Raw genomic sequence first — 15866 nt, 5'->3', positions numbered from 1 at the left:
GCGGGTCTTCCTCGATTATTACTTGCGAAAGACGTATTATCGAAGTGAACCGCTCCGCGCCTCGCATGTCAGCCCTGGACTCCAACCTGCACTCCCCGGAAAGGCGGCTGATCGAGCTGAAGATGGAGCATGCCGACCTCGACGCGCTGATCGACCGCGCGGCCGACCAGACCCCGGTGGACGAGTTGATGCTACGGCGCCTCAAGAAGCGGCGCCTGGCGCTGCGCGACGAGATCGCGCGCCTGGAACTCGTCCTGGACCCGAAAGAGCCTGCCTGAACCCATGTCCCTGAGTGAATCGGCCCGTGAGGCCTTTGCCCCGGGCGGGGTGCTTTCGCGCGCGGCCGACGAATTCCGCCCCCGCTCGGGCCAGACCGACATGGCGCTGGCCGTGGCGCGCGCCATCGAGACGGGCGGCGCGCTGGTGGTCGAGGCGGGCACCGGCGTCGGCAAAACGTTCTCATATCTGGTGCCCAGCCTGCTCAGCGGTGAGCGCGTGCTGCTGTCCACCGCCACCAAGACGCTGCAGGACCAGCTGTTCGGGCGCGACCTGCCGCGCCTGGCCGAGGCGCTGGGGCTGCCGGTTCGCATGGCGCTGCTCAAGGGGCGGGGCAGCTACCTGTGCCTGCACCGCCTGGAGCAGGCCCGGCGCGATTCGACGCTGCCGGACCGCACCGCCGTGCGCGTGCTCGCGAAGGTGGAGCAATGGGCGCAAGTCACGCGCACCGGCGACCTGGCGGAGATGCCGGGCCTGGACGAGCGCTCGCCCGTGATCCCGCTCGTGACCTCCACGCGCGAGAACTGCCTGGGCGGCGAATGCCCGAAGTTCCGCAGCTGCCACGTCAACCTCGCCCGGCGCGAGGCGCTGCAGGCCGATGTGGTCGTGGTGAACCACCACCTGTTCTTCGCCGACCTCGCGGTGCGCGAGTCGGGCATGGCCGAGCTGCTGCCGACGGTGCGCGTGGCCATCTTCGACGAGGCGCACCAGCTCAATGAAACCGGCGTGCAGTTCCTCGGCAAGCAGCTGGGGACCGGGCAACTGCTCGACTTCACGCGCGACATGCTGGCCGCGGGGCTGCAGCAGGCACGCGGCCTCGTGGATTGGCAGGCGCTGGCCGCAAGCTGCGAACGGGCGGCGCGCGACCTGCGGCTGGTCGTGGGCCGCAACACGCCGGGGGCGCGCCTGCGCTGGAACGGCGAGTCGCCCGAAGGCGTGGCGCCGCAGGCGTGGTTCGACGCGCTCGAGACCCTGCAGGGCGCTTGCGCCGATGCGATGGAAGGGCTGGGCACCGTCAGCGAGATCGCGCCCGACTTCGTGCGGCTGCACGAACGCGCGGCGTCGCTCGCGGAACGCGCGGCGGCCTTTGCGCGCGACCCGCAGGAAGGCTCCGTGCGCTGGGTCGATGTCGGCAACCACCTGCGCCTCGTCGAGTCGCCGCTGGACATTGCCCAGGCCGTGCAGACGAAGCTGCTCAAGGCCGGCGAGGAGACCTCGCAGCGCACCTGGGTCTTCACCTCCGCGACGCTCGGCGACGATGCGCGCCTGACGTGGTTCACCGAGCCGTGCGGGCTGCAGGAGGCCGATGTGATTCGCGTCGACAGCCCGTTCGACTACGCGTCCCAGGCGGGCGTGTACGTGCCGCGTGCGATGCCGCGGCCGAACGAGCCGGGGCACAGCCCCGCCGTCGCGGCGCTTGCGGCCGATGCGGTGCGGCGCCTCGGCGGGCGCACGATGGTGCTCACCACCACGCTGCGCGCGCTGCGCGCGATCGGCGAGGACCTGCAGCGGCGCTTCGAAGGCTCACAGGAAGTCGAAGTGCTGGTGCAGGGCCAGTGGCCCAAGCGCGCGCTGATCGACCGGTTCCGCGAAGGCGCCACGCAGGGCCGCCCGGGTTGCGTGCTGGTGGCCTCCGCGTCTTTCTGGGAAGGCGTGGACGTGCCGGGCGATGCGTTGCAGCTGGTCATCATCGACAAGCTGCCGTTCCCGCCGCCGAACGACCCGCTGGTAGAGGCGCGTTCGCGCCGGCTGGAGTCGGAAGGCCGCAGCCCGTTCAACGATTACTTCGTGCCGGAGGCCGCGGTGGCGCTCAAGCAGGGGGCAGGGCGGTTGATCCGGCGCGAGTCGGACCGTGGCCTGTTGGTGGTGTGCGATACGCGGCTGGCCGCGATGGGCTACGGCCGGCGCCTGATGGCTGCGCTGCCGCCGATGCGGCGGCTGCAATCGCAAGAGGAGTTCCTGGAGGCGCTCGACGCGCTTACCAGAGCTTCCACCACGGCTTCTGCGTAGCGCCGGGGCCGCTGCCCGTGCCGCCCAGCCACGCGCTTTGCGGATAGCTCTTCTCGAGTACGCGGCGCGTGTCGCTCGCCAGCTTGGCCATGCCCAGCGCGTCGTAGGAGCGCATCAGGATGCCCAGCGCCTCTTCGAGCGCGGGCACGTCGCGGTATTCGGCGATGGCCGATTGCGCGCGGTTGATCGCCGCGACGTACGCGCCGCGGCTGTAGTAGAAGCGGGCGACGTGCACCTCGTACTGCGCGAGCGAGTTGACGATGTAGGCCATGCGCACGCGCGAATCGGGCGCGTACTTGGAGTCGGGGTACTTCGCCACGAGCTCCTTGAAGGCCTCGAACGATTCCTTCGCGGCCTTCTGGTCGCGCTCCGACAGGTCCTGCCGCGACAGGAACGACAGCAGGCCCAGGTTGTCGTTGAAGTTGACCAGGCCCTTGAGGTACAGCGCGTAGTCGTACGCGGGGCTGGCCGGGTGCAGCTTCATGAAGCGGTCCAGCGTGGCCATGGCTTCGGGCTGCTGGTTGGCCTTCCACTGCGCGTAGGCTTTCTCCAGCTGCGCCTGCTGCGCGAGCGGCGTGCCGGCGGCGCGGCCTTCGAGCTTCTCGAACAGCGGGATGGCGCGGTCGTACGCGCCGGCGGCGAGCTCGTCCTTCGCTTCGGCGTAGAGCTTGTTGGGGCTCCACGCGGCGGTCTTGTCTTCCTCCGTCGAAGCGCAGCCGGCAAGAACGCCGGCCATGACGAGGGCGACCACGGATAATTGAAGGCGAAGCATCAAGCGTTAACTCTCGGGAAAAGGGCGAAATCATTATATCGACCGACCCTCTCGCGCCCATGTCCGACGAAGGCGCGGAAGACGACGAAGGCGTCGAGCGGCGCTCGTTCACCATCACTTCCGCGCTGCACGGCGAGCGGCTGGACCGCGCGCTCGCGCAGCTCGTGCCGGAGTTCTCGCGCAGCTACCTGCAGCAGCTGGTGGAAGCCGGTGCGGTGCAACTCGCGGGGCGGCCCGCGACCAAGGCGTCGGCCAAGGTCAAGGCGGGCGACGCCGGCGAGATCGAGCTCAAGCCCACGCCGCAAAGCCAGGCTTTCCGCCCGGAGGACATCGCACTGGATGTCGTGCACGAGGACGAACACCTGCTCGTCATCGACAAGCCCGCGGGCCTCGTGGTGCACCCGGCGCCGGGCAACTGGTCGGGCACGCTGCTCAATGCCTTGCTCGGCCGCGACCCGCGTGCCGCGGCGCTGCCGCGCGCGGGCATCGTGCACCGCCTCGACAAGGACACGAGCGGGTTGATGGTGGTGGCGCGCACGCGCGCGGCGATGGACCGGCTGGTGCAGATGATCGCGGCGCGCGAAGTGGCACGCGAGTACCTCGCGCTCGCGCATCGGCCCTGGGAAGGCGCGCCCGTGCGGCACGTCGATGCGCCGATCGGCCGCGACCCGCGCAACCGCCTGCGCATGGCGGTGGTCGACTTGCAGCGTCATCCCGGCAAGGCGGCTTCGACGACGCTGGAGCTGATCGAGAACGCCGACGCGGGCTGCTGGGTGCGCGCGAAGCTGCACACCGGCCGCACGCACCAGATCCGCGTGCACATGGCGCACATCGGGCACCCGCTGGTGGGCGACGAGCTCTATGGCGGCGCGCCGGCCGCGGGGCTCACGCGGCAGGCGCTGCATGCGTACCGGCTCGCGTTCGCGCACCCCGCCACGGGCGTGTCGCTTGCCTTCCACGCGCGGCCGCCCGGCGATCTCCTGCAGGCCTTGGCCGCGTGGAGGCTGCGTTACAATGAAATCGAGTGGCCCCCGGGCCAACCTCCCCGGGCCTGAACAGGCCCCCCGCGCCGCACCAGCGGTGCCCGTTCCCGAAGTAAGAAAACCATGAATACGGCGGATGCCCGGCGCATCCTCGAAACCGCGCTGATCTGCTCGCACCAGCCCCTGCCGGTGCGCGAGCTGCGCGTGCTGTTCGACGACGAGCTCGGCGCGGACACCATCAAGGACCTGCTGGCGGACCTGCAGCACGAGTGGGCGCAGCGCGGCGTGGAGCTCGTGTGCGTGGCCAGCGGCTGGCGCTTCCAGAGCCGCCCCGAGATGCGCGACTACCTCGACCGGCTGCACCCTGAAAAGCCGCCGAAGTACAGCCGCGCCACGCTGGAGACGCTGGCCATCATCGCGTACCGCCAGCCGGTCACGCGCGGCGACATGGAAGAGATCCGCGGCGTGACCATCAACACGCAGCTGCTCAAGCAGCTGGAGGACCGGGGCTGGGTCGAGGTGATCGGCCACCGCGAGGCCGCCGGCCGCCCGGCGCTCTACGCCACCACGCGCCAGTTCCTCGACGACCTCGGCCTTGCCTCGCTCGACCAGCTGCCCGAGCTGGACAACCCGGCGCAGCAGGCGCAGCTGCTCGCCAGCCTCGAGTCGCCGGCCGAGCCCGCGCTCGAAGGCGCGGACCTCGCCGGCCCCGACGGCGCCGACCTTGTCGCGCAGGCCGACGCCGACTTCGGCGCGCAGGCCGGACTGGCCGATGCGGCCGACGCGGCCGACGCGGCCGACGCGGCCGACGTGGCCGAGCCCACTGCCTCCGCCGAACCCCCCGAATCCTCCCCCCCCACGTCCCCCGCCTCCAACGACGAACCGGCCGCCGACGACACCACCGCGGTGACCCCCGAAGCATGAACGAACCCACTGCCGACGACACCGCGCGCGCCCCTGTCCCGAACGACGACGACACGGCCGGGCCGCCGCAGGCGGACGACGGCGCGGCCATCCCGCCGCAGGCCGAGGCGCAGCCGCAGCCGCGCACGCCCCGGGCCGAGCCGCGCGCAGCCGCCGAAGACGACGACGACCAGGACGATGGCGACGGGCAGGACGACGAGGACGAGGACGAAGAGGGCGACGGCCCGCGTGCCGGGCGCGGCGCCCGCCGGGACCGCCAGCAGGTGCAGCCCGAGCCGCCCGAGGCCGTGCGCTTCGAGGACGTCATCACCGGCCGCTTCGACGCCGACGAGGAAAGCCCCGACGCCGGCCCGGCCAAGCGCGTGCTGGGCCCGCAGCCCGAAACGCCCAAGCTGCACAAGGTGCTCGCGCAGGCCGGCCTCGGCTCGCGCCTGGAGATGGAGCAGCTCATCATGGAGGGGCGCATCTCGGTCAACAACGAGCCCGCCCACATCGGCCAGCGCATCCAGTTCGGCGACTCGATCAAGGTCAACGGCCGGCCAATCAAGGTGCGCATCGCGCCGCCGCCGCCGCGCGTGATCGCGTACCACAAGCCCGTCGGCGAGGTCGTCACGCACGACGACCCGCAGAACCGCCCCACCGTGTTCCGCAAGCTGCCCAAGCTGCAGCAGGGCAAGTGGCAGTCGGTGGGCCGGCTGGACCTCAACACCGAGGGCCTGCTGCTCTTCACGAATTCGGGCGAGCTGGCCAACAAGCTCATGCATCCGCGCTTCGGGCTGGAGCGCGAGTACGCGGTTCGCGTGCTCGGCGCGCTCTCGACGGAAGAAAGGCAGCGCCTGCTCGACGGGGTGGACCTCGACGACGGCAAGGCCGCCTTCAGCTCCATCGAGGAGGGCGGCGGCGAAGGCTCCAACGTCTGGTACCAGGTGACGATCAGCGAAGGCCGCAACCGCGAGGTGCGCCGCCTGTTCGAGGCCGTGGGCCACGCCGTGAGCCGCCTCATCCGTATCCGCTACGGCGCCATGGTGCTGCCGCGCGGCCTCAAGCGCGGTGCGTGGATGGAGCTGGACGAGCGCGACATCCGCCTGATCGCCCAGGCCGCCGGCATGCCGCAACCCCAGCAGCAGCAACGCGAGGGTGACGACCGCGGCGGGCGCAACAAGCGCCGCCGGGGCGGCGGCCGCGGCGACGGCCCGCGTCCGCAAGGCGGGCCGATGCCCAAGCAGGGCCAGGGCAACAACAACAACAACCAGCGCCGCAACAAGGGCGGCGGTGGCGGCCAGGGCGGCGGCGGCGGCGGTGGCCAGCCCGACCCGATGAAGACCTCCTTCGGCTACATCGGCGCCGACAGCTTCACCCGCCACCGGCAGGGGCAGGGCGGCGGCGGCGGCATGGGCGGTGGTGGCCGTGGCGGCAACCGCGGCCGTGGCGGCGGTGGTGGTGGCGGACGCGGGCGTTAGTCACACCCGCACAGTAGAATTGCGGGCTTTGCCGAACTTTTTGCCTCCGGCGAAACCCTAAAACCAGCTCAGGACATAACGACCATGGCCATCGAACGCACCCTCTCCATCATCAAGCCCGACGCCGTCGCCAAGAACGTCATCGGCCAGATCTACGCGCGTTTCGAAGGCGCGGGCCTGAAGATCGTCGCCGCCCGCATGGCGCACCTCTCGCGCGGCGAAGCCGAGCAGTTCTACGCAGTGCACAAGGAGCGCCCCTTCTTCAAGGACCTCGTGGAGTTCATGATCTCCGGCCCGGTGATGATCCAGGTGCTCGAAGGCGAGAACGCCATCCTGAAGAACCGCGACCTGATGGGCGCCACGGACCCGAAGAAGGCCGCCCCCGGCACCATCCGCGCCGACTTCGCGGACAGCATCGACGCGAACGCCGTGCACGGCTCCGACGCGCCCGAAACCGCCAAGGTGGAAGTGAGCTTCTTCTTCCCCGGCATGCACGTCTATTCCCGATAAACATGCGATGACGGCCAACCTGCTCGATTACGACCTCGAGGGTCTGGCCGCGTATTGCGAATCGCTGGGTGAGAAGCGCTTCCGCGCCACCCAGCTGTTCCGCTGGATCCACCAGCGGGGCGCGAAGGGCTTCGACGAGATGACCGATCTCGCCAGGAGCCTGCGCGAGAAGCTCAAGGGCCGCGCCCGCATCGAGGGCCTGTCCATCATTTCCCAGCACGAGTCTTCGGACGGCACGATCAAGTGGCTGTTCGACGTGGGCGACGGCAACGCCGTCGAAGCCGTGTTCATCCCCGAGGACGACCGCGGCACGCTGTGCGTGTCGTCGCAAGCGGGCTGCGCCGTCGGCTGCCGCTTCTGCTCCACCGGCCACCAGGGCTTCAGCCGCAACCTCACCACCGGCGAGATCGTCGCGCAGCTGTGGTTTGCCGAGCACTTCCTGCGCAAGCACCTCAAGACCGATGAACGCGTCATCTCCAACGTGGTGATGATGGGCATGGGCGAGCCGCTGCAGAACTACTCGGCGCTCGTGCCGGCGCTCAGGACCATGCTGGACGACCATGGCTACGGCCTGTCGCGCCGTCGCGTCACCGTGTCCACGTCGGGCATGACGCGCATCATGGACCGGCTGGGCGAGGACTGCCCCGTGGCGCTCGCCATCTCGCTGCACGCGCCCAACGACGAACTGCGCGACAAGCTGGTGCCGCTCAATCGCAAGCACAATCTCGCCGACCTGATGGAAACCGCCAGGCGCTACCTGCAGGTGGCCCCGCGCGACTTCATCACCTTCGAATACTGCATGCTCGACGAAGTCAACGACTCGCCCGAGCACGCGCAGGAGCTGGTGCGCCTGGTGCGGCACTGGGACGTCTCCTGCAAGTTCAACCTGATCCCGTTCAACCCCTTCCCCGCCTCCGGCCTGAAGCGTTCGCCGCAACACCGCATCGCCGCTTTCGCGAAAGTGCTGAGCGATGCTGGTATCGTCACGACCGTGCGCAAGACCAGAGGAGACGACATCGACGCGGCCTGCGGGCAGCTGGCCGGCGATGTCAAGGACCGCACCCGGGTGGGCGAGCGCATCGCCCAGCAGCGCACCATCGTGCTGCAGCCCGTGAGGTCCGGCTCCGCGCAGTAGGAGACGACGAGATCATGACGAGGGCAAGTGCGGCGGCGCTACACATACGTGCGGGGTGGGCCTGGGCCGGCCTGCTGGGGATGGCGCTCCTTGCGCTCGGGGGCTGCGCGTCCCAGCAGGGCAACCAGGGCTCCTCCTCCGTCGACAACATCGTCACGCCTTCGGACGAGACCGAGCAGCGCCGGCGCGCGCGCATCCGCCTCGAGCTGGCCGTGGGCTACTTCGAGGAAGGCAAGACCGAGATCGCGCTCGACGAGCTCAAGCAGGTGCTCGCGATCGACCCGAACTACTCGGACGCGTTCGTGCTGCGCGGCCTGATCTTCATGCGCGCCGGCGACAACCGCGCGTCCGAGGAGAACTTCCGCCGCGCGCTCGCGCTCAACCCGCGCGACGCCAACGCGTACCACAACCTCGGCTGGCTGCAGTGCAACCAGGGCCGCTACGACGAGTCGTTCCGCTCCTTCGAGCAGGCCATGGCGAGCCCGCTGTACGGCGAGCGCGCCAAGACGCTGATGTCGATGGGCGTGTGCCAGGCGCGCGCGGGCCGCAATGCCGAAGCGGAGAAGACGCTCGCGCGTTCGTACGAGCTCGACGCGGGCAACCCCGTCACGGGCTACAACCTCGCTCGCCTTCTCTACACGCGCGGCGACTACGAGCGCGCGCGCTTCTACATCCGCCGCCTGAACAACAGCGACCTCGCCAATTCCGAGTCGCTGTGGCTCGGCATCCGCGTCGAGCGGCGCCTGAACGACCGCGTGGCGATGCAGCAGCTGGCCGACCAGCTGCGCCGCCGGTTCCCGCAATCGAAGGAAAAGGCGGCCTTCGACAGGGGGGCGTTCGATGAGTGAGGCGGCGCCCCAGCCGGCCGAAGCGGCCGCGCCCCCGGGTCCCACCGCCGGCCAGCTGATGCGGCAGGCGCGCGAGGCCGCCGGCCTGCACGTGGCCACGCTCGCGGTCGCGCTGAAGGTGCCGGTGCGCAAGCTCGAAGCGCTGGAAGAAGACCGTTACGACCTGTTGCCGGATGCGGTTTTCGTGCGTGCATTGGCGTCGAGCGTGTGCCGCACGCTCAAGATCGACGCGCAGCCCGTGCTGGAGCGCTTGCCGCAAGTCGCGACGCCCCGGCTGATGCACCGCGACGATGGCATCAACGCGCCGTTCCGTGCACCCGGCGATGGGCCGCAGCAGGCCTGGCCGGAGCAGGTGTCGCGGCCGGTGGTGCTGACCGTGATCGCGCTGCTGCTCGGGGCCGTCGTGCTGATCTTCCTGCCGTCGCGCAACGAGGAGCCGGTGGTCACGACAGCGAAGCCCGCGAGCGCGCCCGCGCCCGCACCGGCGGCGCCTGCACCTGCCGAACCGCCGCCCGCGGCCAACGTCGCCGCAGCGCCTGCGGCCATGCCCGGGGTGGCGGCGTCCGGCGCCGGCCCGGCCGGCGCAACGCCGCCTCCGGCGCCTGTGCTCGCACCTTCGACCAACCTGTCCGTGGTGCCCGCACCTGCAGCCCCTGTGGCGCCCGCGCTGCCGATGGCTTCGTCTTCAACGCCGCGCATGGCGGCCTCCGCGGCGGTTGCCGCGGCGTCGGCGGCCCCGGCGGCCAGCGCGGCGACCGGCCCGGTGTCCGGCGTCGTCGTCTTCCGCGCCACCGGCGAGTCCTGGGTGAAAGTGACGGACGCCAAAGGCACCACCGTCTTCCAGAAATTGATGACCGCGGGAGAATCGGCGGGCGCCTCCGGTGCGCTGCCGCTGTCCGTGACGGTCGGCAACGCGAAGACCACCACCGTGGAAGTGCGCGGCCAGCCGTTCGACGTGGCGCCCCACCTGCAGGGCAACGTCGCGCGCTTCGAAGTTAGGTAACCCCCAATGACCGCTCCCTGCCTGCCCATCGAACCCGCATCGCCGCTGGCGCGCCGCACGCGCCAGGCCACGGTGAAGTGGGGCTCGCGCGTCGTCACCGTCGGCGGCGACGCGCCGGTGCGCGTGCAGTCGATGACCAACACCGACACGCAGGACGCGATCGGCACGGCCATCCAGGTGAAGGAGCTGGCCATCGCCGGCTCGGAGCTGGTGCGCATCACGGTCAACACGCCCGAGGCCGCGCAGCAGGTGCCCTACATCCGCGAGCAGCTGGACCGCATGGGCATCGACGTGCCCCTGATCGGCGACTTCCATTACAACGGCCACCGCCTGCTCACCGACTACCCCGCGTGCGCCGAGGCGCTGTCCAAGTACCGCATCAACCCCGGCAACGTGGGCAAGGGCGAGAAGAAGGACAAGCAGTTCGCGCAGATGATCGAGGCCGCGCTGCGCTTCGACAAGCCGGTGCGCATCGGCGTGAACTGGGGCAGCCTCGACCAGGAGCTGCTTGCGCAGCTGATGGACGAGAACGCGCAGCGTGCACAACCGTGGGACGCCAAGAGCGTGATGTACGAGGCGCTCGTCACGTCGGCCATCGGCTCGGGCAACCTCGCCGCGGAGCTGGGCATGCGGCGCGAGCAGGTCATCCTGAGCTGCAAGGTCAGTGGCGTGCAGGACCTCATCTCGGTGTACCGCGAGCTCGCGAAGCGCTGCGACTACCCGCTGCACCTGGGCCTGACCGAAGCGGGCATGGGCACGAAGGGCACGGTGGCGTCGAGCGTCGCGCTGGGCATCCTGCTGCAAGAGGGCATCGGCGACACGATCCGCGTGTCGCTCACGCCGCAGCCCGGTGAAGCGCGCACGCAGGAGGTGGTGATCGCCTCCGAGATCCTGCAGTCGCTGGGCCTGCGCGCGTTCGTGCCGAGCGTGACGGCGTGCCCCGGCTGCGGCCGCACGACGAGCACGACCTTCCAGGAACTGGCCAAGCAGATCGACGACCACCTGCGTTCGAACATGCCTTTGTGGCGCGCGAAGTACCCGGGTGTCGAGAAGCTGAAGGTGGCCGTGATGGGCTGCATCGTCAACGGCCCGGGCGAGAGCAAGCATGCCGACATCGGCATCAGCCTGCCGGGCACGGGCGAGGCGCCGGCCGCACCCGTCTTCATCGACGGGCAGAAGGCCATGACCCTGCGCGGCGAGGGCATCGCCGCGGAATTCCACAAGATCGTCGAGAACTACATCGAGCAGCGGTTCGGCCACAAACAGCCCGAGCACGTCTGACAGCTTCGAAAATGGCCGAGAAACTGAGTGCCGTCAAAGGCATGAACGACATCCTGCCGGCGTCCGTGCCGCGCAAGGAGATCCTGCCGCGCGCGGCCACCTGGGAGTGGTTCGACGACGTGGTGAAGCGCGTGATGGCGCGCTACGGTTACCAGTACATCATCACGCCGGTGGTGGAGCCCACGCAGCTCTTCGTGCGCGGCATCGGCGAGGCGACCGACATCGTCGAGAAGGAGATGTATTCCTTCACCGACACCATGAACGGCGACAAGCTCACGCTGCGGCCCGAGATCACGGCAGGTATCGTGCGCGCCGTCGTCGAACACAACGCGCTGTACAACGGCCCGCTGCGCGTCTGGGCGCAGGGCGCGGTGTTCCGCCACGAGCGGCCGCAGAAAGGGCGCTACCGCCAGTTCCACCAGCTCGACGTCGAGGCGCTGGGCTACCCGGGTCCGGACATCGACGCGGAACTGATCCTCATGGGCCGCGCGCTCTGGCGCGAGATGGGGCTGAAGGAAGGCGAGCACTACCGTCTCGAGCTCAACACGCTCGGTCAGCCCGAGGAGCGGCGTGCGCATCGCGAGGCGCTGGTCAAGCACTTCGAGGCGAATGCGGGCGTGCTGGACGAGGACGCGCGCCGGCGCCTGCACACCAACCCGCTGCGCATCCTCGACAGCAAGAACCCGGCGATGCAGCCGATGATCGAGGCGGCGCCCAGGCTGATGGACTTCCTCGGCGAGGCGTCGCGCGCGCATTTCGACGGCCTGCGCGCGCTGCTCGACGCGGCGGGGCAGCCTTACCGCATCAACCCGCGGCTCGTGCGCGGCCTCGATTACTACAACCTCACCGTGTTCGAGTGGGTGACGGACCACCTCGGCTCGCAGGGCACGATCTGCGGGGGCGGCCGTTACGACGACCTCATCGAGCAGATCGGCGGCAAGAGCGCACCCGCCATCGGCTTCGGCCTGGGCATCGAGCGCCTGCTGCTGCTGGTGCAGGAACTGCAGGTGACGCAGCCGGACGCCTCGCCCGATGTCTACGCGATCGTGTCCGAAGAGGGATCGCTCGCCACGGCCATGCCGCTCATCGAGGAACTGCGGGCAAGCGGCGTCACGGTCGTCCTGCACTCGGGCTCCACCTCGGCCAAAAGCCAGATGAAGAAGGCCGACGCGAGCGGCGCGAAACACGCGCTCGTGTTCGACGCCGCGCAAGTGACGGTCAAGCCGCTGCGCGACCGGGACGCGCAAGCCACCCCGATGCCGCTGGCAAGCGCCACGCCGGCCGCTGTAACGGCGGCCCTACAATCCCACGCTTGACCTGAAGACACATGGCGCGACACCTCGACCTCGAAGAACAGGAGCAGCTTGACGAACTCAAGCACTTCTGGAACCAGTACGGCAACCTCATCACGTGGCTGCTGATCATCGGTTTCGGCGCCATCGCCGCATTCAACGGCTGGCATTACTGGCAGCGCACGCAGGCCAACCAGGCCTCCGTGCTCTATGACGAAGTGGAGCGCGCCGCCGAAAGCGGCGACGCGGCCCGCGTGGAGCGCGCGTTCAACGACGTGCGCGAGAAGTACGGCCGCACCACCTACGCGCAGCAGGCCGGCCTGCTGGCCGCCAAGCTGCTGGCCGAGCGCGGCAAGCCCGATGCCGCACGTTCGGCGCTCGCCTGGGTCGCGGACAGCGGCACCGACGAGGGCTACCAGGCCATCGCGCGCCTGCGGCTCGCAGGCCTGATGATCGACGCCAAGCAGTACGACGACGCGCTCAAGCAGCTCGCGCAGCCGATGCCCAAGGAGTTCGAGGCGCTGGCCGCCGACCGCCGCGGCGACGTCTACAACCTGCAGAACAAGGTGGCCGAGGCCAAGGCCGAATACACCAAGGCATGGCAGGGCCTCGAAGACCGCGTGGACTACCGCCGCCTCGTCGAGATCAAGCTGGGCGCGCTGGGCATCGACACGAACACGCTGAAGGCGCCCGCCGCACCGGCAGCCGCCGCATCGCAAGCCGCGAAACCATGAACCAGAAGAACATGCACACCCCCGAGGCCGTCATTCCCGCGAAGGCGGGAATCCAAAGCGCCCGGAAGCCTTGGATTCCCGCCTTCGCGGGAATGACGCTGGCCTTGGTGCTGTCCGGGTGCTCGTACATGCCGCAGCTGTCGCTGCCCTCTTTCCTCGGTGGGCCGAGCGACAAGCCCAAGCCGGCCGACCTGCAGCCCAACCCCAACCTGCTGGGCGTGCGCGCATCGTGGACCGCCAGGATCGGCAACGTGGGCTACCCGCTCGCCGCGCACGTCAGCGGCAACACGCTCACGCTGGCGTCCGATGACGGCACCGTGACCGCCATCGACGCCACCACGGGACAGGAAATGTGGCGCGGCAGCGCCGGCGCGCGGATCGCGGCGGGCGTCGGCAGCGACGGCAAGGTCACGGCCGTGGTGACGCGCACCAACGACGTGGTCGCGCTGGAAAACGGCAAGGAGATCTGGCGCTACAAGCTGCCCGCGCAGGGCTACACCGCGCCCTTCGTGGCCGGCGGCCGCGTGTTCGTGCTGGCGGGCGACCGCTCCGTCACCGCGCTCGACGGCCAGAAGGGCACGCGCCTGTGGGTGCAGCAGCGCCAGGGCGAGCCGCTCGTGCTGCGGCAAGCGGGTGTGATCCTCGCGGTGGGCGACCAGCTCGTCGTGGGGCAGGGCGGCCGCCTCGTCGGCCTGAACCCGATCAATGGAAGCATCCGCTGGGAAGTGCCGCTGGCCACGCCGCGCGGCATCAACGACGTCGAGCGCCTGGTGGACCTCGTGGGCCGTGTGAGCCGCGAGGGCGACGTGGTCTGCGCCCGAGCCTTCCAGGCCGCGGTGGGCTGCGTGAACGCCGCGCGCGGCCAGCTGCTGTGGACGCAGAAGGCGGCCGGCGCTGAGGGCGTGCACGGCGATGCCGCCAACGTGTTCGGCGCCGAGAGCGACGGCAAGGTGATGGCCTGGCGGCGCGACACGGGCCAGCGCGCGTGGATGGTCGACTCGCTGGCGCATCGCGGCCTGACCGCGCCGCTGGTGCTCGGCCGTTCGGTCGTGGTGGGCGACAGCTACGGTTTCGTGCACCTGCTCTCACGCGAGAACGGTTCGCTGCTCAACCGGCTTTCCACGGACGGCTCCGCGATCGCGGCGGCGCCGGTGGTGGTGGGCAACAACCTCGTGGTCGTCACGCAAAATGGAGGCGTGTTCGCCTTCGCCCCCCAGTAATCCCAACGGAACAAGGCCATGAAGCCCGTCATGGCCCTTGTCGGCCGCCCCAACGTCGGCAAGTCGACGCTCTTCAACCGCCTCACCAAGAGCCGCGACGCCATCGTCGCGGACTTCGCCGGCCTCACGCGTGACCGCCACTACGGCAACGCGCGGCATGGCCAGCACGAATTCATCGTCATCGACACCGGCGGCTTCGAGCCGACGGCCGAGACGGGCATCTACATGGAGATGGCCAAGCAGACGCGGCAGGCCGTCGCCGAGGCGGACGTGGTCGTCTTCGTCGTCGATGCGCGCGCGGGTGTCTCCGCGCAGGACCACGACATCGCCAACTTCCTGCGCAAGCTGGGCAAACCCACGGTGCTGGCGGCCAACAAGGCCGAGGGCATGCAGGACAGCGCGCACCTGGCCGAGTTCTACGAGCTGGGGCTGGGCGAGGTGGAGCCGGTGTCGGCGTCGCACGGGCAGGGCGTGCGCAACCTCGTCGAGAAGGCGCTGGAGCCGCTGAACCTGCCCGAGGAGCCGGAAGACGGCGCGAGCGAAGCCGAGACCGGCGTGATCAAGCTGGCGGTGGCCGGCCGCCCCAACGTCGGCAAGTCCACGCTCATCAACACCTGGCTGGGCGAGGAGCGCCTCGTCGCCTTCGACCTGCCGGGCACCACGCGCGACGCCATCTCGGTGCCTTTCGAGCGCAACGGCCAGCGCTTCGAGCTCATCGATACGGCCGGGCTGCGCCGCAAGGGGAAGGTTTTCGAGGCGATCGAGAAGTTCTCGGTGGTCAAGACTTTGCAGGCCATCGAGTCGGCCAACGTCGTGCTGCTGCTGCTGGACGCCACGCAGGGCGTGACCGACCAGGACGCGCACATCGCCGGCTACATCCTCGAAAGCGGGCGCGCGGTGGTGCTGGCGATCAACAAGTGGGACGCGGTGGACGAGTACGAGCGCGAGACGGTGCGCCGGCAGATCGAGGCGCGGCTTGCCTTCCTGAAGTTCGCCGACCTGCACCTCATCTCCGCGAAGAAGCGGCAGGGCATCGGGCCGCTCTGGGGCTCCATCGCGCAGGCGTACAAGGCGGCCTTCACCAAGATGACCACGCCGGTGCTCACGCGGCTGTTACATGAGGCCGTGCAGTTCCAGCAGCCCAAGCGCTCGGGCATGTTCCGGCCGAAGCTGCGCTACGCGCACCAGGGCGGGCAGAACCCGCCCGTGATCGTGGTCCACGGCAATTCGCTGGAACACGTGACCGACGCGTACAAGCGCTTCCTCGAAGGCCGTTTCCGCAAGGAGTTCAACCTGGTGGGCACGCCGCTGCGCATCGAGATGCGCACCTCGAAGAACCCCTACGCGGACAAAGAGTAGCGCCGCCGGGCCGCCCCAAGGCGCTACAGCCCCCTCGGGGGGCAGCGAACCTCGCGAAG

At 69.8% G+C, this 15866-nt stretch carries 15 protein-coding genes; 14 read left to right on the top strand and 1 reads right to left on the bottom strand.

Going from position 1 to position 15866, the window contains the following annotated elements; genetic code table 11:
* Window positions 1-74: 74 nt before the first annotated feature.
* Window positions 75-278 (top strand): YdcH family protein, encoded by a 204-nt coding sequence (locus H8R02_RS19680; RefSeq protein WP_187083265.1) that lies wholly within the window; start codon window positions 75-77, stop codon window positions 276-278.
* A 4-nt stretch (window positions 279-282) separates the two neighbouring features.
* Window positions 283-2286 carry a DNA repair helicase YoaA gene (yoaA, locus tag H8R02_RS19675; protein ID WP_187083177.1) on the top strand — a complete coding sequence of 668 codons (2004 nt, stop codon included), beginning with the start codon at window positions 283-285 and terminating at the stop codon, window positions 2284-2286.
* Here the strand turns inward: yoaA and H8R02_RS19670 are convergent.
* Window positions 2255-3058: an outer membrane protein assembly factor BamD gene (locus H8R02_RS19670; RefSeq protein WP_187083176.1), complete on the bottom strand. Its 804-nt coding sequence runs from the start codon at window positions 3056-3058 to the stop codon at window positions 2255-2257. The two genes, yoaA and H8R02_RS19670, sit on opposite strands and share 32 nt — an antisense overlap.
* A gap of 59 nt (window positions 3059-3117) precedes the next feature.
* Between H8R02_RS19670 and H8R02_RS19665 the strand changes: the two genes are divergently transcribed.
* The 12 genes from H8R02_RS19665 to der all read left to right on the top strand — a co-directional run bounded on the left by H8R02_RS19665 (window position 3118) and on the right by der (window position 15807).
* Window positions 3118-4113 carry an RluA family pseudouridine synthase gene (locus H8R02_RS19665; RefSeq protein ID WP_187083175.1) on the top strand — a complete coding sequence of 332 codons (996 nt, stop codon included), beginning with the start codon at window positions 3118-3120 and terminating at the stop codon, window positions 4111-4113.
* 51 nt (window positions 4114-4164) lie between these two features.
* Window positions 4165-4965, top strand: a complete 801-nt coding sequence (gene scpB, locus H8R02_RS19660; protein ID WP_187083174.1) for an SMC-Scp complex subunit ScpB — start codon at window positions 4165-4167, stop codon at window positions 4963-4965.
* Window positions 4962-6425 (top strand): pseudouridine synthase, encoded by a 1464-nt coding sequence (locus tag H8R02_RS19655; RefSeq protein ID WP_187083173.1) that lies wholly within the window; start codon window positions 4962-4964, stop codon window positions 6423-6425. Before scpB ends, H8R02_RS19655 begins: the two co-directional genes overlap by 4 nt.
* Before the next feature lie 84 nt (window positions 6426-6509).
* Window positions 6510-6935 (top strand): nucleoside-diphosphate kinase, encoded by a 426-nt coding sequence (gene ndk, locus H8R02_RS19650; protein ID WP_187083172.1) that lies wholly within the window; start codon window positions 6510-6512, stop codon window positions 6933-6935.
* Window positions 6936-6942: 7 nt separating this feature from the next.
* A complete protein-coding gene (gene rlmN, locus H8R02_RS19645; RefSeq protein WP_187083171.1) occupies window positions 6943-8070 on the top strand; it encodes a dual-specificity RNA methyltransferase RlmN in 1128 nt (375 codons plus the stop codon).
* Between the two features lie 14 nt (window positions 8071-8084).
* Window positions 8085-8918 carry a type IV pilus biogenesis/stability protein PilW gene (pilW, locus tag H8R02_RS19640; RefSeq protein ID WP_187083170.1) on the top strand — a complete coding sequence of 278 codons (834 nt, stop codon included), beginning with the start codon at window positions 8085-8087 and terminating at the stop codon, window positions 8916-8918.
* Complete coding sequence (locus H8R02_RS19635) at window positions 8911-9921, top strand: helix-turn-helix domain-containing protein (protein ID WP_187083169.1); 1011 nt, start codon at window positions 8911-8913, stop codon at window positions 9919-9921. The genes pilW and H8R02_RS19635 overlap by 8 nt, the downstream gene beginning before the upstream one ends.
* Before the next feature lie 6 nt (window positions 9922-9927).
* Window positions 9928-11202, top strand: coding sequence for a flavodoxin-dependent (E)-4-hydroxy-3-methylbut-2-enyl-diphosphate synthase (gene ispG / locus H8R02_RS19630; RefSeq protein ID WP_187083168.1), 1275 nt, complete (start codon window positions 9928-9930; stop codon window positions 11200-11202).
* Window positions 11203-11213: 11 nt separating this feature from the next.
* Window positions 11214-12518: a histidine--tRNA ligase gene (hisS, locus tag H8R02_RS19625; protein ID WP_187083167.1), complete on the top strand. Its 1305-nt coding sequence runs from the start codon at window positions 11214-11216 to the stop codon at window positions 12516-12518.
* An 11-nt stretch (window positions 12519-12529) separates the two neighbouring features.
* Window positions 12530-13228, top strand: coding sequence for a YfgM family protein (locus H8R02_RS19620; protein ID WP_187083166.1), 699 nt, complete (start codon window positions 12530-12532; stop codon window positions 13226-13228).
* Between the two features lie 92 nt (window positions 13229-13320).
* Window positions 13321-14448 (top strand): outer membrane protein assembly factor BamB, encoded by a 1128-nt coding sequence (bamB, locus tag H8R02_RS19615; RefSeq protein ID WP_187083264.1) that lies wholly within the window; start codon window positions 13321-13323, stop codon window positions 14446-14448.
* Window positions 14449-14466: 18 nt separating this feature from the next.
* The gene (gene der / locus H8R02_RS19610; protein ID WP_187083165.1) at window positions 14467-15807 is read left to right on the top strand and encodes a ribosome biogenesis GTPase Der; all 1341 of its coding nucleotides are present in this window, start codon (window positions 14467-14469) and stop codon (window positions 15805-15807) included.
* Window positions 15808-15866: the final 59 nt, after the last annotated feature.

This window comes from Ramlibacter albus (assembly GCF_014297445.1).
Lineage (GTDB): Bacteria > Pseudomonadota > Gammaproteobacteria > Burkholderiales > Burkholderiaceae_C > Ramlibacter > Ramlibacter albus.
Note: the sequence above shows the minus strand (reverse complement) of the source record. Positions and strands in the feature narration are given on the sequence as shown.